This window comes from Devosia sp. (genome assembly GCF_036406155.1).
In the GTDB taxonomy this organism is placed as follows: domain Bacteria; phylum Pseudomonadota; class Alphaproteobacteria; order Rhizobiales; family Devosiaceae; genus Devosia_A.
On record NZ_DASWVV010000019.1, the window covers coordinates 1 to 22,363 of the forward strand.

24 protein-coding genes and 1 other RNA gene are annotated in these 22,363 nt (G+C 68.7%); 8 read left to right on the forward strand and 17 right to left on the reverse strand.

The window, feature by feature from the left end:
• From rsmH to VGD93_RS01100, 8 genes are all read right to left on the reverse strand, one after another.
• The coding region (gene rsmH, locus VGD93_RS01065; protein WP_395008326.1) for a 16S rRNA (cytosine(1402)-N(4))-methyltransferase RsmH at positions 1 to 843 on the reverse strand (843 nt) is incomplete at its 3' end.
• A gap of 141 nt (positions 844 to 984) precedes the next feature.
• Positions 985 to 1,356: RNase P RNA component class A (rnpB, locus tag VGD93_RS01070), an RNA gene on the reverse strand.
• A 32-nt stretch (positions 1,357 to 1,388) separates the two neighbouring features.
• The gene (locus VGD93_RS01075; protein WP_395008328.1) at positions 1,389 to 2,105 is read right to left on the reverse strand and encodes a TerB family tellurite resistance protein; all 717 of its coding nucleotides are present in this window, start codon (positions 2,103 to 2,105) and stop codon (positions 1,389 to 1,391) included.
• Positions 2,106 to 2,235: 130 nt separating this feature from the next.
• A complete protein-coding gene (locus tag VGD93_RS01080) occupies positions 2,236 to 3,027 on the reverse strand; it encodes a hypothetical protein (RefSeq protein WP_395008329.1) in 792 nt (263 codons plus the stop codon).
• 132 nt (positions 3,028 to 3,159) lie between these two features.
• A complete protein-coding gene (metF, locus tag VGD93_RS01085; RefSeq protein WP_395008330.1) occupies positions 3,160 to 4,059 on the reverse strand; it encodes a methylenetetrahydrofolate reductase [NAD(P)H] in 900 nt (299 codons plus the stop codon).
• Positions 4,056 to 5,021 (reverse strand): ArsR/SmtB family transcription factor, encoded by a 966-nt coding sequence (locus tag VGD93_RS01090; protein WP_395008332.1) that lies wholly within the window; start codon positions 5,019 to 5,021, stop codon positions 4,056 to 4,058. The genes metF and VGD93_RS01090 overlap by 4 nt, the downstream gene beginning before the upstream one ends.
• Before the next feature lie 97 nt (positions 5,022 to 5,118).
• A complete protein-coding gene (locus VGD93_RS01095) occupies positions 5,119 to 6,252 on the reverse strand; it encodes a DUF2336 domain-containing protein (RefSeq protein WP_395008334.1) in 1,134 nt (377 codons plus the stop codon).
• A gap of 174 nt (positions 6,253 to 6,426) precedes the next feature.
• Complete coding sequence (locus VGD93_RS01100) at positions 6,427 to 7,923, reverse strand: catalase (RefSeq protein WP_395008336.1); 1,497 nt, start codon at positions 7,921 to 7,923, stop codon at positions 6,427 to 6,429.
• Positions 7,924 to 8,017: 94 nt separating this feature from the next.
• Here VGD93_RS01100 and VGD93_RS01105 point away from each other — a divergent pair, with 94 nt between their 5' ends.
• On the forward strand, positions 8,018 to 8,968 hold the full coding sequence (locus VGD93_RS01105) for a hydrogen peroxide-inducible genes activator (RefSeq protein WP_395008338.1): 951 nt from the start codon (positions 8,018 to 8,020) through the stop codon (positions 8,966 to 8,968).
• On the opposite strand, the gene rarD is transcribed toward VGD93_RS01105, so the two are convergent.
• Entirely contained in the window at positions 8,920 to 9,837 is a 918-nt protein-coding gene (rarD, locus tag VGD93_RS01110) for an EamA family transporter RarD (RefSeq protein WP_395008340.1), read from the reverse strand. The two genes, VGD93_RS01105 and rarD, sit on opposite strands and share 49 nt — an antisense overlap.
• A gap of 171 nt (positions 9,838 to 10,008) precedes the next feature.
• Between rarD and VGD93_RS01115 the strand changes: the two genes are divergently transcribed.
• The 3 genes from VGD93_RS01115 (at position 10,009) to VGD93_RS01125 (ending at position 12,637) form a co-directional block, all read left to right on the forward strand.
• Positions 10,009 to 10,461 carry a host attachment protein gene (locus tag VGD93_RS01115; RefSeq protein ID WP_395008341.1) on the forward strand — a complete coding sequence of 151 codons (453 nt, stop codon included), beginning with the start codon at positions 10,009 to 10,011 and terminating at the stop codon, positions 10,459 to 10,461.
• 764 nt (positions 10,462 to 11,225) lie between these two features.
• Complete coding sequence (locus VGD93_RS01120; RefSeq protein WP_395008343.1) at positions 11,226 to 11,933, forward strand: hypothetical protein; 708 nt, start codon at positions 11,226 to 11,228, stop codon at positions 11,931 to 11,933.
• 80 nt (positions 11,934 to 12,013) lie between these two features.
• Positions 12,014 to 12,637: a hypothetical protein gene (locus VGD93_RS01125; RefSeq protein WP_395008344.1), complete on the forward strand. Its 624-nt coding sequence runs from the start codon at positions 12,014 to 12,016 to the stop codon at positions 12,635 to 12,637.
• A 61-nt stretch (positions 12,638 to 12,698) separates the two neighbouring features.
• On the opposite strand, the gene VGD93_RS01130 is transcribed toward VGD93_RS01125, so the two are convergent.
• The 5 genes from VGD93_RS01130 to VGD93_RS01150 all read right to left on the reverse strand — a co-directional run bounded on the left by VGD93_RS01130 (position 12,699) and on the right by VGD93_RS01150 (position 15,805).
• Entirely contained in the window at positions 12,699 to 13,097 is a 399-nt protein-coding gene (locus VGD93_RS01130; protein ID WP_395008346.1) for a DUF5655 domain-containing protein, read from the reverse strand.
• On the reverse strand, positions 13,084 to 13,938 hold the full coding sequence (locus VGD93_RS01135) for an alpha/beta fold hydrolase (protein WP_395008347.1): 855 nt from the start codon (positions 13,936 to 13,938) through the stop codon (positions 13,084 to 13,086). Before VGD93_RS01135 ends, VGD93_RS01130 begins: the two co-directional genes overlap by 14 nt.
• The gene (locus VGD93_RS01140; protein ID WP_395008349.1) at positions 13,935 to 14,297 is read right to left on the reverse strand and encodes a type II toxin-antitoxin system PemK/MazF family toxin; all 363 of its coding nucleotides are present in this window, start codon (positions 14,295 to 14,297) and stop codon (positions 13,935 to 13,937) included. The genes VGD93_RS01135 and VGD93_RS01140 overlap by 4 nt, the downstream gene beginning before the upstream one ends.
• A complete protein-coding gene (locus VGD93_RS01145; RefSeq protein WP_395008351.1) occupies positions 14,294 to 14,512 on the reverse strand; it encodes an antitoxin MazE family protein in 219 nt (72 codons plus the stop codon). Before VGD93_RS01145 ends, VGD93_RS01140 begins: the two co-directional genes overlap by 4 nt.
• A 273-nt stretch (positions 14,513 to 14,785) precedes the next feature.
• A complete protein-coding gene (locus VGD93_RS01150) occupies positions 14,786 to 15,805 on the reverse strand; it encodes an LLM class flavin-dependent oxidoreductase (RefSeq protein ID WP_395008352.1) in 1,020 nt (339 codons plus the stop codon).
• Positions 15,806 to 15,967: 162 nt separating this feature from the next.
• Between VGD93_RS01150 and VGD93_RS01155 the strand changes: the two genes are divergently transcribed.
• The 3 genes from VGD93_RS01155 to VGD93_RS01165 all read left to right on the forward strand — a co-directional run bounded on the left by VGD93_RS01155 (position 15,968) and on the right by VGD93_RS01165 (position 17,681).
• On the forward strand, positions 15,968 to 16,306 hold the full coding sequence (locus VGD93_RS01155) for a YciI family protein (protein ID WP_395008354.1): 339 nt from the start codon (positions 15,968 to 15,970) through the stop codon (positions 16,304 to 16,306).
• Between the two features lie 73 nt (positions 16,307 to 16,379).
• Positions 16,380 to 16,733: a DUF2200 domain-containing protein gene (locus VGD93_RS01160; protein ID WP_395008356.1), complete on the forward strand. Its 354-nt coding sequence runs from the start codon at positions 16,380 to 16,382 to the stop codon at positions 16,731 to 16,733.
• 252 nt (positions 16,734 to 16,985) lie between these two features.
• Positions 16,986 to 17,681 carry a L,D-transpeptidase gene (locus tag VGD93_RS01165; protein ID WP_395008357.1) on the forward strand — a complete coding sequence of 232 codons (696 nt, stop codon included), beginning with the start codon at positions 16,986 to 16,988 and terminating at the stop codon, positions 17,679 to 17,681.
• A gap of 93 nt (positions 17,682 to 17,774) precedes the next feature.
• Here the strand turns inward: VGD93_RS01165 and ettA are convergent, their stop codons facing one another.
• Positions 17,775 to 19,430 carry an energy-dependent translational throttle protein EttA gene (gene ettA / locus VGD93_RS01170; RefSeq protein ID WP_395008359.1) on the reverse strand — a complete coding sequence of 552 codons (1,656 nt, stop codon included), beginning with the start codon at positions 19,428 to 19,430 and terminating at the stop codon, positions 17,775 to 17,777.
• A gap of 200 nt (positions 19,431 to 19,630) precedes the next feature.
• Between ettA and VGD93_RS01175 the strand changes: the two genes are divergently transcribed.
• Positions 19,631 to 20,329 carry an ankyrin repeat domain-containing protein gene (locus VGD93_RS01175; RefSeq protein ID WP_395008361.1) on the forward strand — a complete coding sequence of 233 codons (699 nt, stop codon included), beginning with the start codon at positions 19,631 to 19,633 and terminating at the stop codon, positions 20,327 to 20,329.
• A gap of 70 nt (positions 20,330 to 20,399) precedes the next feature.
• Here the strand turns inward: VGD93_RS01175 and VGD93_RS01180 are convergent, their stop codons facing one another.
• Positions 20,400 to 20,930, reverse strand: a complete 531-nt coding sequence (locus VGD93_RS01180; RefSeq protein WP_395008363.1) for a ribbon-helix-helix protein — start codon at positions 20,928 to 20,930, stop codon at positions 20,400 to 20,402.
• Positions 20,923 to 21,846: an AAA family ATPase gene (locus VGD93_RS01185; protein WP_395008365.1), complete on the reverse strand. Its 924-nt coding sequence runs from the start codon at positions 21,844 to 21,846 to the stop codon at positions 20,923 to 20,925. Before VGD93_RS01185 ends, VGD93_RS01180 begins: the two co-directional genes overlap by 8 nt.
• Positions 21,847 to 22,363: the final 517 nt, after the last annotated feature.

Below are 22,363 nucleotides of genomic sequence, written 5' to 3' on the forward strand. Positions count from 1 at the left end.
GGCGATGTCGATCCACCGGCGCTCCTCGGCGGTGCGCTGCGGCAGGTGGCGGGATTGCGCCGGCCCGGCCTTTTCCGGTTCGAGGAAGCGCTTGACGATGCGGTCTTCCAGCGAATGGAAGGTGACGACGGCCAGCCGCCCGCCCTCGCCGAGCAGCCGTTCGCTGGCGAACAGGCCCTCGACCAGTTGGTCGAGTTCGGCGTTGACGGCGATCCGCAGCGCCTGGAAGCTGCGCGTCGCCGGATGGGCGTCCCCCGGCCTGCGGCCGATCGCCTTCTCGATCAGTCGGGCCAGTTGCCCGGTGGTGGTGATCGGCTGCCCGGCCCGGGCGGCGACGATGGTGTGGGCGATACGCCGCGACCGGCGCTCCTCGCCATAGGCGAAGAGGAGGTCGGCCAGTTCGGCTTCGGCCAGCGTGTTGACGAGGTCGGCAGCGCTTTGCCCCTCGCGCTCCATGCGCATGTCGAGGGGCCCGTCGCGCATGAAGGAAAAACCGCGATCCGCCTCGTCGAGCTGCATCGAGGAGACGCCGATATCGAGGACGACGCCATCGACCGGCTCCCCCGCCGCCAGTTCGTCCAGCGTCGAGAAGGCGCCGGGCACGAAGCGGAAGCGATCGGGATGCTCGGCGCTCAACCGCGCCGCAAGGGGGGCGACATCGGGGTCGCGGTCGACGGCGATCACCGAGGCGCCGGCGGCCAGCAGCGCGCGCGAATAGCCTCCGGCCCCGAAAGTGCCGTCGAGGATGCGCGCACCCGCCAGCGGGCCGAGCGCAGCCAGCACCTCGGCGAGCAGGACCGGCACGTGCGGCACGCCCTGCTCGCTCACTTCCGGCCTGCCCATGATACGCCTGCTACTCCCTGCCGGCCGTGCGCCGGAACGCTACGCGCTCCACGTAAGGAGCCTTCCGCCCACTGTGCCGGTTGGAGTTTAAGATTCTGTTGAGCATGGCGGCGCGGCGGCGGCGGCGCCGGGCGGGAAAAACGTGCCAGTTGACCTGTAAGCCGGGTTCTGTAGGGCGGGATCGCTCCCGCGTGGTGGCCATTCATCTTGGAACCCTGTTGCCAGGGGCCTCATGCAACCAACCCGGATGACTGGCCTCGAAACCGGCCCGGGTCGCCCCGCGTCATCCCTATTTGGTCTTGCTCCCGGTGGGGTTTGCCGTGCCGTCCCTGTTGCCAGGTCCGCGGTGCGCTCTTACCGCACCCTTTCACCTTTTCCCTGCCGCGGCAGGGTAGTCTGCTTTCTGTGGCACTTTCCCTGGGGTCGCCCCCGCCGGCCGTTAACCGGCACCGTATTTCGATGGAGCCCGGACTTTCCTCCCCGCATGCGCGGAGCGGCCACCCGGTCAACTGGCCCGCTGATGTAGTGATTGCGCCCCTGCCCCGTCAAGCGCCGGCGGGCGCGGGCCGCTTCTTCATGATCATGGCGTAGGCCTGGTTGATCGCCGCCATCCGTGCCGTGGCGATATCGATCAGTTCCTCCGGCACGCCCTTGGCGATCAGCCGGTCGGGGTGGTGCTCGGCCACCAGCCGGCGATACACGCGCCGCACCTCGCTGCGGTCGGCGCTGGCATCCAGCCCCAGCACGACATACGGGTCGCCGCCATCGTCGAACAGCACGTGCTGCGCCGCAAGTTGCTCGAACCGCGCATCATCGAACCCGAAGATGTTGCTGACGGACTTGAGATAATCCAGTTCGGCCTCATGGATCATGCCATCCGCCGAGGCGATGAAGAACAGCCCGTCGAGGACGTGCTCGAGCGTCTCGGGACTATCGTAGAAGAAGCGGCCGATCTTCCTCGCGTAGGCCTCGTAGCCGGCCACGTCCTGCTGGGCCAGCCGGAACAGGCGATCCACCTGCTCCTCGATGCCCGGCGGAATTTCGACAGTGCGCTGGAAGGCGCGCAGTTCCGAGGCCGTGACGACGCCGTCAGCCACCGCCATCTTCGCTGACAGCGCGATCAGCGCCAGAGTAAAGGCGGCGTCCTTGCCACCCGGCAGCCAGGTGTCGGGATCGAGGCCGTTCGCCAGCGACCCGATCACGCCGGTGCGCTGTGAGAACGATCCCACCATGGAGGACAGCCTTTGCCAGACCGACGACATGACGCCCTTCCGCTTGGCCGCCGCCCGGCGGCTGACCGGAAATTGAAATACCGAAAACAGGCAGGATTCTATGATGCACCTCAAGGGGTAGCCGCTGCTTTTGCGCCACCCCGCGTCAAGCGTCAGGCGGTCAGAAGCGGAACCACCCCGATTCGTCGGCCCGCAGGCGGCGGATGAGCCTTGCCCCGCTGCGGTTGGGACCCTGGTCGAGATAGTACCCGTCCGGATCGTAATCGGAACCGGCGTCGGCCTGCTCCGACTCGCTCATCAGACCGCGGCGTTCGAGATATTCGGCGAGCGAGCCCGAATCCCACTCCTGCAACTGTTCCTCGTCGATGATCCTGGGTTCGTCGTCGAGCACGGGCGCGACCGCCCGCATCGTCGCTTCGCGCCGGGCCACGGCCTCCTCGTCGAGGACGAGGGGCGTATCGTCGGCCGGCAGCGTCGCGGTTGCGGCGCGCGACCGCGGCCGCAGGGACGCCGGATAGGGCTCGGGCGCGACCAGCGCAACGTCGACCACCTCGTCCGAGGCGGCCGGGGCAGGCTTGCCAGGCACGACCAGCGGCTCGGTCGCCACCGGGGCCAGCGCCTGTTGCGTCGGAACCGGAGCATCGGAGATGTAGGAGGGCAGCTTCCTGCCGGACGCCATGTATTTCTCGACGGCGCCGTTGCCGCCGGCCGCCGTCGCGGCCGCCTGCCCAGCCGGCGCCACCGGCCGGACAGCCGGGACAACCGGTTTCACGGTCGGCACGGCCGGCTTCGCCACGGCGTCGATCGAGGCCGTTTCGGTGGCATCGGGGGCCGCGTCCACGCTGGCCGTGTTGGCCGAGGGACGGGTGAGCATGTCCGCGGAGGGTACGGCGAGGATCAGGACAAGGCCTGCCCAGGCCAAGCCGCCCGTAAGCTTCGAACTCAATTTCATTGGCTGCTGTCCTATGTCCGGCGCCCCGTTTGCCCGCGGCGGAGAGAAGTCAATCAACGTGGCCATTTTGTGGATGGCACCACTTCGCGACGCTAGTGAACGCAACCTGAACGGGCGCTGAACGCGCGCTGTCTAGTCGGGGCGCACCCCGAGCAAGCGCGCCAGCGCCAGCACGAGGCTCGCCCGGTTGAGCGTATAGAAGTGGAATTCGGTGACGCCATGATCCACCAGTTCCAGCACCTGCTCGGCGGCGACGGCCGAGGCGACGAGCGCGTGCGTCTCGGGGTCGTCCTCCAGCCCTTCGAAGCGTTCGGCCAGCCACGGGGGAATGGCGGCGCCGCAACGCGAGGCAAAGCCCGAGATCTGCCGGAAGCTGTGGATGGGCTGGATGCCGGGCACGATCGGCGCCGTGATTCCCGCCTTGCGGGCGCGCTCGACGAAACGGAAATAGTCGTCGTTGTCGAAGAACATCTGGGTGATGGCGCGCGCGGCCCCGGCGTCGAGCTTGCGCTTGAGATTGTCGATGTCGGCCCGCCAGTCCGGGCTCTGCGGGTGCTTCTCCGGATAGGCCGCGACCGAGATGTCGAAATCACCCAGCCGGCGGATGCCGGCCACCAGTTCGGCGGCGCTGCGGTATCCGTCGGGGTGCGGCGTGAACGGCTGGCCGGCCCCTTCGGGCGGATCGCCGCGCAGGGCCACGATGCGGGTGATGCCGGCTCGCCTGTAGCCCTCGACCACCGCGTCCACCTCGGCGCGGCTGGCGCCGACGCAGGTGAGGTGGGCCGCCGCATCGACGCCGCTCTCCGACTTGATGCGGCTCACGAGCCGCAGCGTGCGCTCTCGCGTCGAGCCGCCCGCCCCATAGGTCACGGAAACGAAGCGGGGCTGCAGCGGCGCCAGCTTGCCGATCGACTCCCAGAACCGCTCCTCCATGGCATCCGTCTTGGGCGGGAAGAATTCGAAGGACACCGCCAGCGGCGGCCGTTCGGTCCGGACCTTGCGGCTGGCACGGGGATCGTGGATGGCGTTCATTCTGTCCAGTTCCCGTCGGGGTCGTTGGCGAGGCGCCAGAGGCAGACTGTCAGCCCCGCGCCGTTGCTGGGAGGAAAGCTCCTGAGTTCGGCGACACGCAATCCGGCGGCACGCGCCCAGCCCGCCATTTGCTGCGCGCCGATGCCGAGCCGCCGGTGCGCGTGGTGGCTGCGCAGGAACTCGAGGTCGTGCGGCGCGAAGTCGACGATGAGGATCTCGCCGTCGGCTCGCAGCAGCCGGCGCGCCTGCCCCAGCACGCGGCCCGGATCGTCGAAATAGTGCAGCACCTGGTGGATGACGATGAGATCGGCGCTGCCGAGCGAGGCGTCGAGATCGGCGATGTCGCCCAACCGCACCTGCGCGTTGCCGATCCCGGCGGCGGCGAGCTTGGCGCGGGCGATGGCCAGCATCTCCCGGCTGGAATCGATGCCGACGGCGCGCCGGTAGTGCGGCGCCAGCAGCTCCAGCATGCGACCGGTACCGGTTCCCAGATCGAGCAGCAGATCGGCGACGCGCCCGTCGACCGCCTCGAGGATGGCCGCCTCGACCGCCTCCTCCGGCACGTGCAACTGGCGCAGCCGGTCCCAGCTGTCGGCAACCTTGGCGAAATAGGCAGCCGCCTGTTCCTGCTGGGCGGCGCGCACCGCGGCAAGCCGGGCGCGGTCACGAGCCCGGTCCGAATCGTCGGCATCGATGCGCGCGACCAGCCAGCGCGCCAAATCGCCGCCGGCGCCGCCCTCGGCGAGGCCGTAATAGGCCCAGGCCCCCTCGGCGTTGCGGCTCACGAGGCCGGCATCGGCCAGCAGCTTGAGGTGCCGCGATACCCGCGGCTGGCTCTGCCCCAGGATCTCGGTCAGGTCCTTGACCGAGTGCTCGCCGTCGCACAGCAGCGCGAGCAGGCGCAACCGCGTCCCCTCCCCGGCGGCGCGCAGCACGTTCACCAATGTTCCTGAATCGGCCACTCGGTCATCCCATCAGATATAAAGATATCTTTATATCTAGCGGAACGCCCGGTCCAGTGCAAACCGCGCCCAGCTGAGCCCTCGCCTACGGCGAGGATCAGGCGACGCCGATGACCCGCTCCTCGTTGGGCAGCCGCTTGCGGAAGGAGTGCGCGCGCCAGGTCTCGAAGATCTCGGCGGCCTCCTCGCGGGACAGCGCCTCGAAGCGGCGCCGGATATTGCTGCGGTCCGCGTCGGTCGGCAGGTCGCGCCACGGCATCGAGGCGACCATCGCCTCGAACAGGTCGGGGGCGACGCCGAGCGCCCTGAGCGCCACGGTGATGGCGACGTAGTCCTGCATGGCCAGCCACTTGACGAAGACTTCGGGGCCGACCCGCAGCAGCACCGTAAGGGCCGCGGCGGTGTGGTGGCCGTAGCCGAAGCGGGCAAAGCGCATCAGCGCCCGCTCGTCGAGCTGCTTGCGGTCCGACAGCGCCTTCACCTGGTTGTAGGCAACCTTCCACTCCTGGCTCGAGAAGCCGGCCCGGTTGCGCATCCGGTTATAGACCACGGCGCTGACCTTGCCGATGGTGACCGGGTCGACCCGCGGTTCGATGCGGGCGATCGATTCGAGCACCTTGTCGCCCGCCTCGTGGATTTCCCCGCGCAGCGACTTCCAGTCGATGTCGGTGCGGCCGCGCAGATCCTTGGCGAGTTCGGTGTCGTTGCTGGCGCGGGCAACGAGGCTCTCGAGCGCCGCCTGCCCCAGTTCGGCATTGGCGTTGCGCACCAGGCGGACGACGGAGGAGCGCTCGCCATGCCGCGCGATCGCCTCGCCGACCCGTTCCGGCACGCTCGAGCGGCCGGCGATGGCCATGCGGTGGGCCTCGCTGCGGTTGGTGATGATGTCGATGAGGTCGTCGTCGGAGAGAACGTTGGAGAATTCGAGCAGCGGCGCCGCCACCTCGATGACATCGTTGGCCAGCCTGACGACGACATTGCCGGGGGCCCTGTCGAGCGGCGCGAGCAGCTTGGCCACGTGCGTGCGTGCCTCGACCTCGACGAGCTCGGCCAGCTGGCACAAGACCTCGTCGTATTGCGCCACCTGCTCGTCGTCGCAGCGGTCAGAGACGTAAGAGAAGAGCTGCGCCATGTTCCGGAACAGCTGGTCCCGTTCCATGACGTTGGCATCCCCGTTCAGGACCCTGAAGGTGGAAAAGGCGCGGGCCGTGCCTTCCTCGATATCCTGCATCTGCCTTTCCTCCGGCGTTCTGCCGCTACTATGGGGCAAGACTGGCAGGTGAGGATAAAGCGCTGTCTGAAGCCGGCTCCGCGAATTTGCATAAAATTGTGCCGGTTCCGGCAACTCCCCGCGGGCAAACGGCACCGGGGCAAGCCCGGTGCCGTCCGTCCGCGGGACGCGGGTTTACTCCGCGGCGACGGTATCGCCGCGGGAAATGGTGTCCTGCGCCGATGCGGCCTGGGCCGCGAGCGCGGCGCGGACGCCGTCGCCATAGGCCTTGGCGATGAGGTCGAAGTGGGCGAGCTGGCGCTCGACGATGAACGCGGGAACGCCCTGCATTGCCGCGGCGATGTTCGAGAACAGCCGAGCCCTCTGGCCGGCGTCGAACAGCTCGAACAGCGCCCGCGGCTGGCTGTAGTCGTCGTTGCCGATGCGGTGGTTATAGCGATCGGCATCGCCCGAGATGCGCAGCGGCGGCTCGGCGACGCTGCGGTCCTCGACCGGCCCGCCGAACGAGTTCGGCTCGTAATAGGCGTCCGGGTTGCCGGCCCTCGAACCCATGAAGTTCATCTGGCCGTCCTTGTGGTAGGTGTGGACCGGCACCCTGGGCGCGTTGACCGGCAGCGCCTCGTAGTGCGTGCCGAGCCGGTAGCGGTGCGCATCGGCGTAGGAGAACACGCGCGCCTGCAGCATCTTGTCGGGGGAAAAGCCGATGCCGGGGACGATGTTCGACGGCGAGAACGCCGCCTGTTCGATCTCGGCGAAATAGTTGTCGGCGTTGCGGTTGAGCTCCAGCACGCCGATCTCCATCGGCGGATAGTCGGCATGCGGCCACACCTTGGTGAGGTCGAACGGATTGTACGGCGTCTTGTCCGCATCCGCCTCGGGCATGATCTGCACCTGCACCGTCCAGCGCGGGAAGCGGCCCTGCTCGATGCCGCCGAACAGCTCCTCCTGGTAGCTCTCGCGGGTCTTGCCGATCAGCTGCTCGGCCTCGGCGTTGGTGTAGTGGCGGTGGCCCTGCTGCGTCTTGAAGTGGAACTTCACCCAGAAGCGCTCGCCCTTGGCGTTCCACAGCGAGTAGGTGTGCGAGCCGTAGCCGTTCATGTACATCGGCGCCACCGGCAGGCCGCGGTCGGAGAACAGGATCGTCACCTGGTGCAGCGATTCCGGGCTTTGCGACCAGAAGTCCCACATCGCCGTGGCCGAGCGCATATTGGTGCGCGGGTGGCGCTTCTGGGTGTGGATGAAATCCGGAAACTTCAGCGGATCGCGCACGAAGAACACCGGCGTGTTGTTGCCGACGAGGTCCCAGTTGCCGTCCTCGGTATAGAACTTGATGGCGAAGCCGCGCACGTCGCGCTCGGCATCGGCCGCGCCCAGCTCGCCCGCCACCGTCGAGAAGCGCAGCAGCAGGTCGGTCTTCTTGCCGACCTCGGAGAAGACCTTGGCGACCGAATAGTCCGACAGGTCGCGCGTGATCGTCAGCGTGCCATAGGCGCCCCAGCCCTTGGCGTGCACGACGCGCTCGGGGATGCGCTCGCGGTTCTGGTGCGCGAGCTTCTCGAGCAGCTGGTAGTCCTGCAGCAGCACCGGGCCGCGCGGACCGGCGGTCTGCGCATTCTGGTTGTCGGCGATCGGCGCACCGGCAGTGGTGGTCAGCGTGGGATGGTCGGCCATTCTTGGTCTCCTACTCTAACGTGTTGCCCGTATGTAGGAAGGCGGACTACATAAGACCAATCGATATATCTTTCCGCGTCGATTGGTTTGCCTTATGTCGCGAGTCTCCCTCAAGCAGATGCGCTATGCCGTTGCGGTGGCGCGCCACGGCCATTTCGGCCGCGCCGCCGAGGCCTGCTCCGTCAGCCAGCCGGCGCTGTCGCAGCAGATCCTGACGCTCGAGGCGACGTGCGGCGCGCCCCTGTTCGACCGGCTGAAGCGTGGCGTCAGGCTGACGCCGTTCGGCCGCGAATTCGTTGATCTGGCTCAAAAGGCCATCGAGCGCGCCGACGCCATCGACGATCTCATCGCCGGGCGCCGCGGGGTGCCGGCCCGCCCGCTGCGCTTCGGCCTGATCCCCACCATCGCGCCCTACTTGCTGCCCGAGATTTTCCCGCGCCTGCAGGAGGCGCTACCCGACATCGGGTTCGCCGTCAGCGAGAGCCGGACCGACGACCTCGTCCACGCCCTGCGCGAGGGCACGCTCGACCTCGCCCTGATCGCCAGCACGCCGTCCCCGGGCGGGCCCGACCTGACCGTCGAGCCGCTGTTCACCGATCCCTTCGTGCTCGCCACCGCTCCCGGGGAAGCCGTCGGCGGGCCGGTGCCGCTGTCGGAAATCGACACGGGGCGCATCCTGCTGCTCGACGAGGGCCACTGCCTGCGCGACCAGACCATCGCCGCCTGCCACCTTCAGGATACCGACGCGGCGCGCACCTTTGCCGCCACCTCGCTGTCGACCATCGTCGAGTTCGTCGCCCACGGCCAGGGGGTGACGCTGCTGCCGCGGCTCGCCTTGCGCAAGGAGGCGGCCAGCGGCCGCATCCGCGTGCACGAACTGGCTTCCCCCGGCGCCCGCCGCCAGCTGGCGCTGGTGTGGCGCGCGGCGACGCCCTACGCCGCCGTGTTCCGGCAGGTCGCCGCCGTCATCCGCGCCGCCCACGCCGGGCCCGCGCCTCAGGCCGAGGCGCGCCGGCGCAGCCGCACCCAGGACTCGACGGAATAGACGGCCAGCGACAGCCAGATCAGCCCGAAGCTCAACAGGCGGATGGGGCTGAGCGGCTCGCCGAAGAAGACCACCGCCAGCGTGAAGGTGAGCGAGGGGGCGAGATACTGCAGCATGCCGATGGTGGTGAGCCGCAACCGCTGCACGGCGTAGGCGAACAGCAGCAGCGGCAGCGCCGTCCCCGGCCCGGTGAGCACGAGCACGGTCATCAGGAACGGATCGGCATGCGGGCCGACGCCGCCGTCGCGCACGAAGGTGAAGGCCAGGTAGCCGATCGCCAGCGGCAGCAGCAGCAGCGTCTCCACGAACAGGCCGGTGGCCGAGGAGACGCGCGCCGTCTTGCGGAAATAGCCGTAGGCGGCAAAGGTCAGGGCGAGCGCGAGGGCGATGTAGGGAACCCGCCCGACCCCGACGGCCTGGATGCCGATGGCCACCGCGGCGATGGCGATGGCCACCGTCTGCCAGCGGTTCTGCCGCTCGCCCAGCAGCACCATGCCGAGGACGACGTTGGCGAGCGGGTTGATGAAATAGCCGAAGCTCGTCTCCAGCACCTGGTCGGTGTCGATGGCGTAGACATAGACCAGCCAGTTGGCGGCGAGCAGCAGCGATGAGATCAGCATCGAGCGCCGCGTCGCCCGGTCGGCCAGTGCCGTCCGCACCTCCCCGAGCCGCCGCCACGCCAGCAGGATGGCGCCGACGAGCAGCAGCGACCAGACGGTGCGGTCGGCGACGACGAGGGCGGCGTCCACCCCGTCGAGGAGCTTGAACAGCAGGGGGAGCAGCCCCCACATCAGGTAGGCGCCGAGGCCGGCCAGCAGGCCGCCATGTGCCGGCCTGCCGGCCGCCGCAGGAGAAGGAGTGGTTGCCAAGGTGTTCCCCCCGGCCAAGCCGGACACGTGCCAAAGCGGGCCTTCTAGCAGCGCCCGCAGCCGTTCGGCAATCGGAGTCTGGCTGCCCGCGGGGCGGCGCCGTGATCCAGATCAAACCATTCGCGCCCGCCTGCGTTGAGATGGCGCAAGCTAAGACGAGGAGCAGTTTCCATGAAACCAAGCGTCACCTGGGTTCTCATCGCCGACGGCGCGCAGGCCCGCATTCTCGAATATACCGGGCCGAGCAAGGGGCTGACCCAGATCGAAGGCCTCAAGTTCGAAGCCCCCCGGCTGCGCAGCGGCGAGATCATGGCCGATCGCCCGGGCCGCGCGGTATCGTCGGTCGGCTACGGGCGCAGCGGCATGGAGCAGCGCACCGACCCGCGCGACCACCGCGAGACCGAGTTCCTGCGCACGGTGGCGGAGACCATCAACCAGAAGGCGCTGGAGAACGTCTTCCGCAAGCTGGTCATCGCCGCCCCGCCCACCGCGCTCGGCGACCTGCGCAAGTTCCTCTCCAACGGGACGAAGGAAAAGATCAGCGCCGAGATCGCCAAGGACCTCACCACCGTGCCCATCCTGCAGCTGGGCAAGCATTTCGAGGGCGCACTGGTGCTGCAGTAACAGGTCGGTTACACATCTGCCACGAAGGGGCGCCTGGGCGCCCCTTTTTCGTACGCCGCCCGTCGGCATGCGGCAGCCCCGGACCGCCCGCGGGGCGTCCGGATCTAGGGGATCGGAAGCGGCAACGGCGAGGCTTTCGCCCAGCGGTAGTCCGCAGATGATAGAGAGGCAATCGCCTCGCCGTCGCGGTCGGGAATTTCGGTGCCGGCTCGTTCCGGATGCGCGGCTGACGCATGGTTTCGCCGCATCGCTCCCGGCGAGGCCCTGCCGCTGCCGGCGGGAGGCCTGCCTTCGGCAGCCGGGCAGCGGCTGCCAGTGTCGCGATGTGACCCAGCGTACGGGTCACCTCATGCCGTAGGACGAGCCGGCCTGGCCGGGACGACTCCCGGCCTGCCCGGCCTCCGCATTCCCTTTGGTCGGTCAGTCGAAGCGGAAAAGCGTTCCGACTTTTCCTGACTGACCTCCGGGACACCAACCACTCGTCATGATCTCGCTTCGGTGCGCGGATGGGGGGAGCATAGCGGGGGTGGAGGGGGCGGGGATTATTTTGTTGTGGCTGTTCTTGCGGCGGCTGCGATTGTCGCAAGGATAGCCCGGCGCGGAGCCCCACAGCTCCGGCGCCGGGCAGCGGGCGGGTGCTGTCTTCCCCCTTCACGGCCCCTTCGTCCGCCTGTCGACGAACCCTGGCGGGCTTGCACAAAGGCGGGGCTGGACGGTGGGGTCGATCGACACTAGCGTCCCCGCGCCACACCAGGGAATGCGGGATGATCGCTTCGTTCAGCAACAATTTCATCTTCATCAAGACACGCAAGACTGCCGGAACCAGCATCGAGATCGTCCTCAGCGCATGGTGCTCTGGCCGCGACATCTGCACGCCGATCAGCGACGCGGACGAGGCGCTAAGGGCAACCTACGGCGCGGCGCCCCGCAACCACTCTCGTGGGCTGATCGCCCGCCTCCTGGGTCGCCGCGACTTCTACAACCACATGCCGGCCACGGAGGTCCGCGCGGCCCTGCCTGCGCTTTGGTCGTCAGCGATCACGTTCGCCGTCGACCGGCACCCCTATGAAAAGGTCGTGTCGCTCGCGTATTTCGAGTTGGGCAGGAGGCACGGAGCAGATCGTCTTAGCGACGAGTTGCTTTCAGAGCGGATCTCAGCGGTGATCGCGGAGAAGCGGTATCTCAACTTCCCGCTCTATACGGAGAAGGGCTCGGTGATCGTTGGTGAGCTGGTGCCCTACGCGGCGGCCTGGAAACAGGTCGAGGACCTGGCGCGGCGGATCGGCCGCGAAATCCCGGCCGAGCTGCCGCGGGCGAAGACGCAGTTCCGGAGGGATCGCAGGCCGGCGGAGGCAATCCTGACCGATAGGCATATGCGGCAGATACGGAAGGATGCCGCCGCCGAGTTCGACCTATTCGGGTGGCCTGAGCATTCGACTGGGGCAGCCACGCTGGAACCGATACGCGCATGAAGGCTACTCCTGCCCGGACGGGCTAGACGGTAGGATCGGCAGGCTAGTAGGGTCGCCTTTCAGACTAGGGGGCTCTACCGATGAACGTTTTTGTCCTGTGCACCGGCCGCAGCGGGTCCACGACCTTTGCCAAGGCCTGTGAGCACTTCACCAACTATTCATCGGGACACGAAACCCGCGCCCGCATCATCGGGCCGAAAGAGCGTTTCGCCTACCCCGAAGACCACATCGAGGCGGACAACCACCTATCCATGCAGTTGGGCCATCTCCAGCGCCATTACGGCGACGAGGCGTTCTACGTTCACCTGACCCGGAGCCGAGAGCGTGTGGCGGCCAGCTTCGAGCGACTGATAGACAGCCCGTATTCCAACGTCCGGGCCTTTGCCGCGGGCGTGCTCCTCGAGCCATGGCTCAAGCCGGAGGACGTGCGCGCCGCCTGCTTCGACTATGTTGACACGGTCAATGCCAACATCGAAGCCTTCCTGACCGGCAAGCCGCTGGCCATGCGAATGGACATCGACGAACCCCAACCGGCGTTCGACCAGTTCATGACACGCATCGGGGCCCAAGGTGATCTGGAGGCTGCCCGCCGTACGATTTGCGAACGCCACAACCTCAAGTCCCATACCCACTATACCCGGCGCAAGCACAAGATTAAGCGGGCGATCCTGCGTACGGCCGAACGGGTCCTAAACCGGGTCTAGCAAGGCCCCCGAGCTTCGAAAGAGGACGGGCCGGACCCGGCCCGAATACCTGGACTCCCCCTCACGTTCCCCCGCCCGCCTCCTGCCACGCCTCGCGCAGCCAGGCGCGCACCTGGGCATCGACATCGGCCGGGGCGTACAGTTCGAGGTGGTGGGTGAAGCGGCCGGGACGCGCTTCGACGACCTGCTTCCAGCGCGGCGAAGCGTCCCGGCGGCGCAAGAAGACGCTGAGCACGAGCGGCGCCCCGGGGCGTCCGAGATACCGGGCCGGCGCCCACGCGGCCGCGAACGGGTGCGTGCGCACGAAACCGATCTGCGACTTCTGGACCCTGGTCGCAGCGCCGTCGAGTCCGGCCAGGCCCGCCGCCAGCGCGGCGAAGATGTCGCCGGCGAGGGGCCGGCCGGCGAAGAAGCCGTCGACCGCCTGGCGCGGCGAGGCGCCGGCGTCAGGCGCCCCCATCCTCGTCATCCCCGGCGTGGTCCCCCTGCCCCGTCACCGCGTCGAGGAACTCGAGGAGGATCGGGTCGAACAGGTCGGGCCGCTCGAGGCTGGGCAGGTGCGCGGTGTCTTCGAGCACCACGGCGAAGGAATTCTCCAGTTCCTCGGAGAGGTCCTCGTGGCGGGCGACGATATCGGGGAAATCGAGATCGCCGACCACCAGCAGCGTCGGCGCCGTGATGGCGTGCAGATGGTCGGCCGCGGCATCGGGCTCGTCCTCCTGCGTGAGCGGCGGGTGGTTGAGGGCGATGCGGTTCATGTCGAGGAACAATTCGCGCGCCGGGCCCTCGACGCGGCCGGCCTCGCTGAGCGGGCCATCGAGCCACAGATGCGCCTCGATACGGTTGACCGTGTCGAGATTGCCGCGCTCCTCGGCATAGATGAGGGCGTCCTCGAGCCCGGCCGCCTCCTCGGGGAACTCGGCCGCCTCGGCGCCGCTCACCGCGGTGCCCACCAGCACGAGGCCGATGGTGCGCTCCGGGTGCTCGAGGGCGAAATCGATGGCGAGCGCGCCGCCCGCCGACGAGCCGACGAAGACGGCGGCATGCAGGCTCAGCCGGTCGAGCACGGCTTCGAGGTCGTACAGATGGCTGAACTCGACGTCGTCGCTCTCGGTTTCGCCGAAACCGCGCCGGTCATAGGCGACGGCGTGGTAGCCCGCCGCCGCCAGCGCGCGCATCTGCCCGACCCACATGCGCCGGTCGGCCACCCCCGCATGCAGGAACACCACGGGGATACCGAAGCCCGCCGCCTCGCCGCGCAGGACGGCGCCGTCGAAAGCGATTTCGAAGGGGGAGGTCATGGGGAGGCTCCGGCGCGTTCGCCAATGGTTGGGGCCGCAAGGCCGAGAAAGACCAGCGCGGCCCGGTTCAGGCGCAGCAGGTCCTCGTCGTCGAGCCTGCCGATGCGGGCCCCCAGCTTGGCCCGCGGCACGGTGGTTATCTTGTCCACCATCAGGCGGCAAGGCTCGAGCAGGCCGTTGCGCTCACTCGGCACAACGGGAAGCCGGAACAGCGGCGCCTCCGTCGGGTCGGTCGTGAAGGCACAGATCGTGACCGAGCTGCTGGCATCGAAGCTGTCGTCCTGCACGATCACCGCCGGCCGGGGCTTGCCGGCATAACCGGAGCCGGCGGACACGGTCCAGATTTCGCCGCGCCTCACTGCCCCGTCCAGTCGGACACGGCGTCGATGAAGTCCTGATCCTCCCTTGCGCTGGCGCTCGCCGCAACCGCCGCCGACTGCCGATGCGCTTCGGCACGGAACGCGGCCGAGCGCACGTCCGGCACCCAGATCTGAATCGGCCTCAACCCCTGCGCGCGCAGGCGCTCGCGATGGTTGCGGACCTTGTCGCGGGAGGAACGTGGCATGCTGGGCATCACAGCCTCCAAAACGGTTACATGTAACCATAGAGCATCGCGCCCGAAATGGCCAGTGCCCGGGCGGCGTATGCCCGGCGCGCCTCACCACCACGGCGCGTCATCCTCGCGCTTGTCGCGAGGACCCAGACCTAAGGGCACAACACCGCAGGCGTGCCCGGCACGACATTCCGCCTGGGTCCTCGGGTGGCGCTGCGCGCCCCCGAGGATGACGTCCGGTGGTGAATGGAGCGGGCGTGCCCGGCACGACATTCCGACCGGGCCTCGGCGGCCCTAGCGCCAGCCGAGGGCGGGGGCGAGGTGGGTGAGCACCGCCTCGATGACGTGCGCGTTATAGGCGACGCCCAGCTGGTTGGGCACGGTGAGCAGCAGCGTGTCGGCCTCGGCGATGCCTTCGTCGCCGCGCAGCTGCTCGATGAGCCGGTCGGGCTCGTCGGCGTAGCTGCGCCCGAAGGCGGCGCGCTTCTCCGGCTCGATATAGCCGAACTGGTCCTGGCTGGCGCCACCGCCGAAATAGGCGCGGTCGCGGTCGTCGATGAGCGGGAAGATCGAGCGGCTGACCGAGACCCGCGGCGTGCGGGCGTGGCCGGCCTCCTTCCAGGCCGCCTTGTAGGCGCGGATCTGCTCGGCCTGCTGCACGTGGAAGGGCTTGCCGCTCTCGTCGAAGACCAGTGTCGAGGATTGCAGGTTAACCCCCAGCTTCGCCGCCCATTGCGAGGTCGCCGTCGAGGCGGCGCCCCACCAGATGCGCTCGCGCAGCGTCTCGGAGAACGGCTCGAGCCGCAGCAGCCCGGGCGGGTTGGGGAACATCGGCCGCGGGTTGGGCTGGGCAAAGCCCTCGCCGCGCAACAGGTCGAGGAAGACCTCGGCGTGGCCGCGCGCCATGTCGGCGTCGGTCTGCCCCTCGGCCGGCACGTAGCCGAAATATTTGTAGCCCTCGATCACCTGCTCGGGGGAGCCGCGCGAGATGCCGAGCTGCAGCCGGCCGCCGGCGATGAGGTCGGCGGCGCCGGCGTCCTCGGCCATGTAGAGGGGGTTCTCGTAGCGCATGTCGATGACGGCGGTGCCGATCTCGATGCGGCGCGTGCGCGCCCCGATCGCCGCCAATAGCGGGAACGGCGAGGCCAGCTGCCGGGCGAAATGGTGCACCCGGAAATAGGCGCCGTCGGCGCCGAGTTCCTCGGCCGCGACGGCGAGCTCGATCGATTGCAGCAGCGCGTCGGACGCCGAGCGCGTGCCCGAATGCGGCGAGGATGACCAGTGGCCGAAGGAGAGGAAGCCGATTTTCTTCATGCCGTGGCTTATAAGCGCATCGCGTGCGCCGCGAAAGGTGGGCGGGGCGGGAGCGCGGCGCCTGCGGTCGCCGTTTCCGGTGACATGTCGATTCCCGCCCACCCCGTTCGTCGGGGTGGTGACGGGTCACGGACCCGCCCGAGAACGCCTGAGGAGAGAGTCATGAGCCAATACCTGGTCGCCATCCACCACCCCGCCGATTTCGAGCCCTACTCGGAGGACGAGGCGACGCGCGCCGACATCGATGCGCTCAACGAGGAGATGGTGGCCGCCGGCGTCAGGGTCTTCGTCGGCGGCCTGCAGCCGGCGCGCCGCGCCAAGTCGGTGCGGCTGCAGCCCGGCGGCAAGGTGGTCGTCACCGACGGCCCCTACACCGAAGCCAGGGAGGTCATCGGCGGCTTCTGGGTGCTGGACTGCACTGACATGGACGAGGCCCTCGACTGGGGGCGGAAGGCCGCACTCGCCTGCCGGACGCCGGTCGAGGTGCGGGGGTTCAACTGAGGCGGGGGAATGGCGACACAGAAGGCGAAGATCGGCTAGACTGGGCGCCCTCACAGCCGCAGCGGGGTCGCCCATGGCCAGCATCGACCGCCTGTATGCCATGCCGATGGCGAAGGTCTATCCACTCTACGTCCAGAAGGCGGAACGGAAGGGGCGGAGCAGGGCCGAAGTGGACGAGATCATCCTCTGGCTGACCGGGCACAGCCAGGATTCGCTGCAAGCCGAGCTCGTCGCAGGCACCGGGCTGAAGGACTTCTTCGCTACCGCGCCCAGGCTCAACCCCAAGCGCTCGCTGATCACCGGTGTCGTCTGCGGCGTCCGGGTGGAGGCGATCGAGGACGAGACGATGCGGGAAATCCGCTACCTCGACAAGCTGGTCGACGAGCTCGCGAAAGGCAAGAAGATGGAGAAGATCCTCAGGCAGTAGCGGGCGCTCCTCGCCCGCCGCACCCGCGATCCCGAGAACGGGTGGCAGGTCGTGGTGTCGCTGACTGCGGCGGGCAAGGCGATCCGTCCGAAGACCCGGGGGCGCAACGACACCTCCTCGTCGCCTCCGGCGGCCGGCGGGCTTTTCACGGCCACCCTTGCCAAGCGGACGGCGCGGGGCCAGTCTCAGGGCACCGGTCGCGGCCGGCGGGGCTCAACTCAACGTGGACATCCACAGGGGGACGTTCGAGCCATGCGCGCAGACGATGGAGTTTCTGCCGGCAACCTGCAGGCACCAGCGCGGCCGAAGCGCTTCAGCCGCCGCGCGTTTCTCGTAGGCTCCGCCGCCGGGCTCGGCGCGCTGGCGCTGGCCGGGTGCAGCGCGGGCAGCGTCATGAGCCTCGCCGAAGCCGAGAGGGTCTACGGGCCGGTGCCCGATGAGCGCTTCCCCATCCCGGCCGTCAACGTCGCCAAACTCAATCCCAAGTATTTCCGCAGCACCGTGCGCTACGCCAGCAAGGAAGCGCCGGGGACGATCATCGTCGATCCCAGGAACCACTACGTCTACCGCATCGAGGGCGACGGGCTCGCGACCCGCTACGGCGCGAGCGTCGGCCGCGACGGCTTCCGCTGGACCGGGGAAGCCTATGTCGGCCGCAAGTCCGAATGGCCGGTCTGGACGCCGCCCAAAGAGATGATCGCGCGCCAGCCCGAGGTGGCGAAATATGCCGGCGGCATGGCGCCGGGCCTCGACAATCCGCTCGGCGCCCGCACGCTGCATCTCTACCGGGACGGCGTCTACACGCTCTATACGCTCTACAGCACCATCCAGCCGCAGACGATCGGCAAGAACGTCTCGAGCGGCTGCATCGGGCTGCTCACCCAGGACATGCTGGAGCTCTACGAGCGCACGCCGGTGAACACGAAGGTGGTCGTGCTGAAGGCCTGAGCGCTGCTGCCGCCCCCTCCACCATGCTTCGCATGGTCCCCCTCCCCCGCGCAAAACGCGGGAGAGGAATCCCGACTGAAAGAAGTCAGACCCCTACCGCGTCAGCTTCTTGTAGCTCACGCGGCGCGGGTTGACGGCGTCGGGGCCGAGGCGGCGGATCTTGTCGGCTTCGTAGTCCTGGAAGTTGCCCTCGAACCATTCGACGTGGCTGTCGCCCTCGAAGGCCAGCATGTGCGTGGCGAGCCGGTCGAGGAACATGCGGTCGTGGCTGATGATGACGGCGCAGCCGGCGAATTCCTCCAGCGCCTCTTCGAGCGCGGCGAGGGTTTCGGTGTCGAGGTCGTTGGTCGGCTCGTCGAGGAGGAGGACGTTGGCGCCCGACTTCAGCATCTTGGCGAGGTGCACGCGGTTGCGCTGGCCGCCCGAGAGGTTGCCCACCTTCTGCTGCTGGTCGGCGCCCTTGAAGTTGAAGGCGGAGGTGTAGGCGCGCGAGTTCATCTCGCGCTTGCCCAGCAAGAGGATTTCGTTGCCGCCGGAGATCTCCTCCCACACCGTCTTGTTGGGATCGAGGCTGTCGCGGCTCTGGTCGACATAGCCCAGGTGCACGCTGTCGCCGACGGTGATGGTGCCCGAGTCGGGCTCTTCCTGGCCGGTCAGCATGCGGAACAGCGTGGTCTTGCCGGCGCCGTTGGGGCCGATGATGCCGACGATGCCGCCGGGCGGCAGCTTGAAGGAGAGGTTGTCGATCAGCAGGCGGTCGCCATAGGCCTTGGACAGCCCCTCCACGGTGATGACGGTCTGCCCCAGCCGTTCGCCGGGCGGGATGATGATCTGCGCCGTGGCCGAGCGGGTGCGCTCCTCGTTGACCTTGACCAGTTCGTCATAGGCGCGGATGCGGGCCTTGGACTTGGACTGGCGCGCCTGCGGCGACTGGCCCATCCACTCCCGCTCGCGCTCGAGCACCTTGAGCCGGGCGGCGTCCTCGCGCTGCTCCTGGGCGAAGCGCTTGGCCTTCTGCTCGAGATAGGCCGAGTAGTTGCCCTCGTAGGGGATGCCGCGGCCGCGGTCGAGCTCGAGGATCCAGCCGGTGACGTTGTCGAGGAAGTAGCGGTCGTGGGTGATGATCAGCACCGCGCCCGGGAACTCGCGCAGGTGCTTTTCCAGCCACGCCGTGGTCTCGGCGTCGAGATGGTTGGTGGGCTCGTCGAGCAGCAGCAGGTCGGGCTGGCTGAGCAGCAGCGCGGCCAGCGCCACGCGGCGCTTCTCGCCGCCCGACAGCTTGGTGACGTCGGCGTCGCCCGGCGGGCAGCCGAGCGCCTCCATGGCCACCTCGACCTGCGATTCGAGGTCCCACAAATTCTGGCTGTCGATGACGTCCTGCAGCTTCGCCGCTTCCTCGGCGGTCTCGTCCGAGTAGTTCATCATCAGTTCGTTGTAGCGGTCGACGATGTCCTTCTTCGCCTTGACGCCGGTCATGACGTTGCCCAACACGTCCAGCGCCTCGTCGAGCTGCGGCTCCTGCGGCAGGTATCCGACCGTGGCGCCCTCGGCCAGCCAGGCCTCGCCGGTGAAATCGGTGTCGATGCCGGCCATGATGCGCAGCAGCGTCGACTTGCCCGAGCCGTTGGGGCCGAGCACGCCGATCTTGGCGTCGGGGTAGAAGCTGAGGTGGATGTTGTCCAACACCTTCTTGCCGCCCTGGTAGGCCTTGGACATTCCGTGCATGTGGTAGATGAACTGGCGCGCCATAGGGCTTGAATTTCCTGCCGTTTGTGCATGCCGGGGCGGCCGCCCGTGCGGCTGCCGTCCGGCCATGCGATTGATCTGGGGCCATCCGCCCCGGAAGAGGTGTGGGCCTATGTAGGCCAAGCCGCGCGGCAGGGCAACGGGCCGGCGTTGCGTCCGCCCCGCGCAATATCGTGCGCCGGGCCCGCGTGGTAGACTGTGCCATGGCCAATCCGTTCGATCTGCTGGCGCCGGGCCGGCTCGACGAACTGCGCGCCGCGCTGGCGGCCCAACCAGCCGCGGCCGCCGTCCGCAACGCCGCCGGCACCTCGCTGCTGGCGCAGGCCGTGTACGTGCGCAACGGCGAGGCAGTGGCGCTGATCCGTGCAGCCCTGCCCGAACTCGCGCCGCATGAAGCGGTGATGCTCGGCGACGCCGCGGCGGTACGCGCCGCCCTGGCGCGCGGCTGGGACCTGAACGCGCTCGCCCCGGACGGCTTCACGCCGCTCGGGCTCGCCGCCTTCTTCCGTCAGCCCGAAATCTTCGCCCTGCTGCTGCCGCTCACCAGCGACGTCAACCAGCGCGCCCGCAACCCGCAGCAGGTCGCGGCGCTGCACGCGGCAACCGCCGCGCGGGACATCGCCATGGTGGAGCAGTTGCTGCGCGCCGGGGCCGACCCCGGCCTGCCGCAGGCCGGCGGCGTCCTGCCGCTGCACGCGGCGGCGCTGCACGGCGACGCCGCCATCGTGGGGCTGCTGCTGCTGTTCGGGGCGGCGCCGATGGCCGCCGACGACAGGTCCCGAACGGCGGTCGACTTCGCCCGCGAGGGCGGCCACCCTTGGCTCGCCGCGCGGCTTGCGGCCCTCGCCGAGGGGCAACCGGGGCCACCGCCGGAGCGGCGCGAGGACCAGCTGTCGCCCTGAGACGGCCCGTCTTCGGGGCGTTTGAACTTACCGCGATTTGATGTGCGCGAAGGCGGTGGGCTTCGGAAGGCTAGCTGCGAGCTACCTTGGGGCTTTCCGCGCGCGCGAGGCAGGTGCATTCGCGCAACGCGCAGGCGCAGAGCGTGTCGAGATGGCTGTCCAGCGCGTCGGACAGCACCTCCTGCAGCGACATCTCCTCTTTCGCTGCGGCGATGCGCAGCCGGCGCCGCTGGTCCGCCGACAGGCGCAGCGTGAGCCGGAAGGGCTTGGACTCTCCGCCGGTCGCGGGCTTGCGCGCAGGGGCGGCCCGAACCGCCTCGGGGGCCGGCGGGGCCGTGCGAACAGGTTCGGGAGCCGATGGTTCCAGCACGTCGACGCGAGTGGGCTCGGCGCGCCCGTCCGTCCACCGACCGCCGTCCCGAGCCGGCACGGCGGGCGCCCCGAAGCTGCGCCGCTCGATGCCGTCACCCTCCCGCCGGATTGACTGAGGCGCCGGCCGAGGACCATCGACATAGGAGAACGCGGGGTGCGCAATCGCAGGCGCGGCTTCGCCCTTGCGCGCTATCAGTCCGGCGTGAAGGCTGGCAAGCTTGCTACTCATGGGCGGCAATCGTGCTGACGTGTTCGGGCAGGTCAGTCGGGGCCGTGCGGCGGCGGCCAAAGACGATCTCGCCCTGCCGGCGCTCCGGCACGCCGGGCGGCGGACCAACATCGCGCTTGCGACGATCGATGCCGTCCCAGGCGCCGGCCGGCTTCGGGGCCTCGGCCATCGCGACCGGGACATTCTCGACAAGGGCGACGCTCTCGATGGCGTAGGGCGCCGCACGCTCCGGTTCGCGCCTCGCCGTTTCGGCCGTCCGCGGCGACGCGTGCAGCCCCTCCCGCAGGCGCTGCAGCCGGCCCGACAGGTAAGTCCACAGGTCGGCAATCTCCTTGGCGGAGCGGCCTTCGGGATCGACCTCCACCACCGTGCGCCCGTCGATCATGCTGGCGGCAAAGTCGACGCGGTGGTGGATCGTCGCGGGCGCGACGGTACCGTGCTGGGACAGCGCCACGGCCGTGTCGCTGGTGATGCGCGCGCGCATGGTGGCCGAATTGACCACGAACACCAGTTGCTTGCGCTGGTGCTCCACGATGTCGACCGTCGCGCCGACGGCGCGCAGGTCATGCGGGCTCGGCCGGGTAGGTATGATCACGAGGTCGGCATGGGTGACGACTTCGACGATCGAAGACGTCACGGCCGGCGGGGTGTCGATGATGATCAGCCGGGCCCCGTTATCCCTGAGGTATTCGATGTCGCGTCCCAGATCGGGTATGGATGTCTGGGCGAAGGCGGGCGCCTGTGCCTCGCGCACGTTCCACCACTTTGCGAGGCTGCCCTGGGGATCGGTGTCGATGATGGCGACCGGCCCTGCGCCGGACAGCTCGGCCTGAACCGCGATATGCCCCGCGAGGGTCGTCTTGCCCGAGCCCCCCTTCTGCGAAGCCACCACGACAACCTGCGTGTATGACGACATCAGACTCTCCGCTCCCCGCGCTGCCTGCGGCATTCGATTCCAGCGCCGGGTCCCTGCACCGCACGGGGGTCCTGGACGCCGTCTCGCCACGCCACAGAAAGCCGCAGGGCACCTTGTGTCCGACCTAAGCAAGAAGTTCAAATCAGCATCCAACTTCATTCTATTTTTCGGATAATTGCGATTGCGTGGTCGAATACGGCGCCGCCGTGGGTGGACGACGAGGCGCCCAACTGGCTGGCCGGACGGAGTTCCGTCCTCTCGGAAGGCGGGCGCCCACAGCGCGAGGACCAGCTGTCGCCCTCAGACGACACGTCCGCGCGGGATAAAGTTACCGCAATTTAATGTGCGCCACCGGGCGGCGATGCTAACACTGCTGCGATTGCGCCGGCCTTTGCCCACGTGCCGGCACCCACGGATATTCGGCACGTGTTGAAGCAGCTTCTGATCTCGCTCGTCGTCATCGTGGCCGCGGCCGCCCTCTATGTCCTGCTGGTGCCCGGTGCGGCCGAGAGCCTCG